Raw genomic sequence first — 3,400 nt, 5'->3', positions numbered from 1 at the left:
GCTCGGCACTGACGCCATTGAGCTTACAGGTTTATGCCGCCCGCCGAACTATGCCGAGTCGGATCGTTTTCCCCAGATTTCTCGCTGACCGGCGTTTGGTCGGTTCGGCATAGTTCGTTCTGTGCCTCCGCTTTCAACAGCGGAGAACAGGAAGATGGAAGTTGAAGAGTACTTGGGCAGAAGCCGGCTGTACCGGCGTCTCAGAAGCGGGCCGCATGGACAGCTCGTCGAGCGCTACGCCGCTCGTCTCGTCGAAGAGAGGCTCGTTCTGCACGGCGCGTGGCGTTGCCTCAACGTGGTTGGCGGGCTCCTGAGTTGGATCGCAAGCCGTCGCTATAAGCTGGGCGATCTCGATGAGCAGGTCGTTGAGCGGTACCTCCGACATCGAGGCCGGAGGCAGTCTATCCAACCCGGTGACCGGGCCGCGCTCAAGCGATGGCTGTCGGTGCTGCGCGAGGAAGGCGCGATCGCGCCGTTGGTGCTGCCGCCTCTCACCCCGCACGAACGGATCTTCAAGGAGTTCGATGCCTACCTGCGATCAGAGCGCGGCTTGGCCCCGAGGTCCATCGTCCGCCATCTCCCGGTCATCCGCAGGTTCCTGCACGAGGTGTGCTCCGGCGGCGCCGCCGCCCTGTGCAAGATCAACCAAGAGGACGTGATCCGCTACATTGAGCGCCACGCCCAGGATTGGAGCCCGGGAACAGGCAAGGCGATGTGCTGGTCGTTGCGCGCCTTTCTCCGTTACCTCCACCATCGGGGGCTGAACGCGCGCCCGTTGGCGGATTGCGTTCCATCGATGCGGCGATGGAAGCTCGCAACTCTGCCGACCTATCTGCCTGCCGCACAGGTGCGGAAGGCTCTCGACGGTTGCGACCGAAAAACGGTGATGGGACGGCGCGACTACGCCATTCTGTTGTTGCTGGCCAAGCTCGGCCTGCGGGCCGACGAGGTCGCGACGCTCACGCTCGATGATATCGACTGGCGCGCCAGCGAGATACTCGTTCGCGCCAAGGGCCGACAGCGTGCACGGATGCCGATACCGCCAGACATTGGCGCGGCCATCGTTGCATATCTGCGCAGTGGCCGCCCAAAGTCGTCGTGCCGACGGTTGTTCGTCCGCACACTCGCGCCGCACATCGGGTTTGCTTCCGGATGTGCGATCACCATGATCGCCAAGGCCGCCCTCGATCGCGTTGGAATCGAAGGTTGCGCACACCGCGGCGCCCATATCTTCCGACACAGTCTCGCTACCGAGCTTCTCCGATCTGGCGCGACCTTGTCGGAGATCGGACAGTTGCTGCGGCACGAGAACCACGACACTACCCGGATTTACGCGAAGGTCGATATCGATGCGTTGAGAACATTGAGCCTGCCCTGGCCGGGAGGCGTGCAATGACCAATCTGCGCGCCGCACTCGATAAGTACCTGAGCATGCGCAAGGGGTTTGGATACAAGTACGAGCACCAGACCCGTCGGCTCGCCGACTTCGTCGCCTTCATGGAGAAGCGCAAAGCCAGGATCATCACGACGAAGCTGGCAATGGAATGGGCAACGCTGCCGCCCGATCGTCATGCATCCTGGGCGCTGCGATTGAGCGACGTGCGCGGGTTCGCGCGCCATGTCGCCAACTTCGATCCGAGAACGGAGGTACCGCCCGTCGGCATGCTGCCCGGATGGAAGCGCGCCAAGCCCTATGTCTACAGCGACGCGGAGATCGATGCGTTGCTGACGGCAGCGCTGGCTCTGCCGCCAGCGGGCGGGCTGCGCCGATGGACCTACCATACCCTGTTCGGGCTGATCGCGGTGACGGGCATGCGTATATCCGAGGCGATGGGCCTGGAGCGTGATGACGTCGACCTCGACGCCGGCGTGCTGACGGTCCGGCTGACCAAGTTCGGCAAGTCGCGGCTCGTGCCATTGCATCCGACGACGAGAACCGCGTTGCGCGACTACGCCCACCGGCGCGACGCGATGCTCGGATCACGCCGCGGCTCGACCTTCTTCGTTGCCGAACAGGGAGGCCGCTTGCTGCACCAGTACGTTCATCGCGTCTTCTGGCGATTGTCCCGAGAGATCGGGCTGCGGCGCCCAGGTGATCGCACCGGGCCACGCGTGCACGACTTCCGTCATCGCTTCGCCATCCGGACACTGCTCGACTGGTATCGCGAAGGCAAGGACGTCGAGCAGCAACTCCCAGTGCTCTCCACCTACCTCGGCCACGCCTGCGTCCGTGATACCTACTGGTATCTCTCGGCCTGCCCCGAGTTGATGGAAGAAGCGGCGCGGCGTCTCGATCGGCGGTGGGAGGTGACGCCATGAAGCCCGCCTGCAATGTCGCCACGTTGATCGAGCGCTTCTTCACCGAGCGCCTCATGCGCCAGCGCAATGTTAGCGGCAACACGATCGCCTCCTACAGGGACACGTTCCGGCTGCTGTTCATGTTCGCACAGGTGCAGCTGCGGAAGCCCCCATCGGCCCTGACGCTCACCGATTTGGACGCAACGTTCATCGGCGCGTTCCTAACCGATCTCGAGGTAAAGCGCGGCGCGAGCGCGAAGACGCGTAACCTGCGTCTGACTGCTATCCGATCCTTCTTCAGGTTCGTGTCCTTCGAGGAGCCGGCACACAGTGCGCTGATCCAGCGCGTGCTCGCCATACCGAGCAAGCGCCACGATAAGCGACAGGTGCACTTCCTGACGCGCCCCGAGATCGAGGCGGTTCTCGCCGCGCCCGATCGAACGACGTGGCTTGGCCGCCGCGATCACACCTTGCTGCTGGTCGCGGCCCAGACGGGCTTACGCCTCTCCGAGCTGACTGGCCTTGACCGGGATGCCGTCCACCTCGGGTCTGGCGCACACGTACGATGCGTCGGTAAAGGGCGGAAGGAGCGGACCACTCCGCTGACCACACTCGCTCGGTGTGCGCTCCAGGCATGGCTCAAGGAACCGTTACGGAAAGGAGCAACAGCGTTGTTCCCCAACGTGCACGGGGGCCGGCTCAGTGCCGACAGCGTCCAGTCGCTCCTGGGAAAGCATGTTCGTGTCGCTCACAGGAGTTGCCCGTCTTTGAAGGTCAAGAGCGTGTCACCGCACGTGCTGAGGCACAGCGCTGCGATGGAGCTGCTGCAAGCCGGCGTCGACTGCTCCGTGATCGCGCTGTGGCTCGGTCATGAATCGGTCGAGACGACGCAGACGTACCTGCACGCCCACCTCGTCCTCAAGGAAGCTGCCCTGGCGAAGCTCAAGCCGTACGAGCGCGGCAAGCGAACCCGGTTCCAGCCGAACGACCGCCTGCTCGCCTTTCTGGAGGCGCTCTGAACGACCAAACTATGCCGAATGGAATGGGGCTGCCGTGCACGCCATCGACGCGTACCAGCGTGACAACGGCGTGCCATACCAAA

Annotated in this window: 3 protein-coding genes; all 3 read left to right on the top strand. The window is 63.8% G+C overall.

The features are described from left to right. Positions 1 to 154: 154 nt before the first annotated feature. The 3 genes from AC0L2O_RS35990 to AC0L2O_RS35980 are packed head-to-tail and all read left to right on the top strand — an operon-like array spanning position 155 to position 3,317. The gene (locus tag AC0L2O_RS35990; protein WP_473373096.1) at positions 155 to 1,396 is read left to right on the top strand and encodes a tyrosine-type recombinase/integrase; all 1,242 of its coding nucleotides are present in this window, start codon (positions 155 to 157) and stop codon (positions 1,394 to 1,396) included. After that, positions 1,393 to 2,319 carry a tyrosine-type recombinase/integrase gene (locus tag AC0L2O_RS35985; RefSeq protein WP_473373095.1) on the top strand — a complete coding sequence of 309 codons (927 nt, stop codon included), beginning with the start codon at positions 1,393 to 1,395 and terminating at the stop codon, positions 2,317 to 2,319. The genes AC0L2O_RS35990 and AC0L2O_RS35985 overlap by 4 nt, the downstream gene beginning before the upstream one ends. Beyond that, positions 2,316 to 3,317, top strand: a complete 1,002-nt coding sequence (locus tag AC0L2O_RS35980; protein ID WP_473373094.1) for a tyrosine-type recombinase/integrase — start codon at positions 2,316 to 2,318, stop codon at positions 3,315 to 3,317. The genes AC0L2O_RS35985 and AC0L2O_RS35980 overlap by 4 nt, the downstream gene beginning before the upstream one ends. The last annotated feature ends 83 nt before the right edge of the window (positions 3,318 to 3,400 follow it).

This window comes from Bradyrhizobium sp. Kon10, assembly GCF_055807395.1.
Note: the sequence above shows the minus strand (reverse complement) of the source record. Positions and strands in the feature narration are given on the sequence as shown.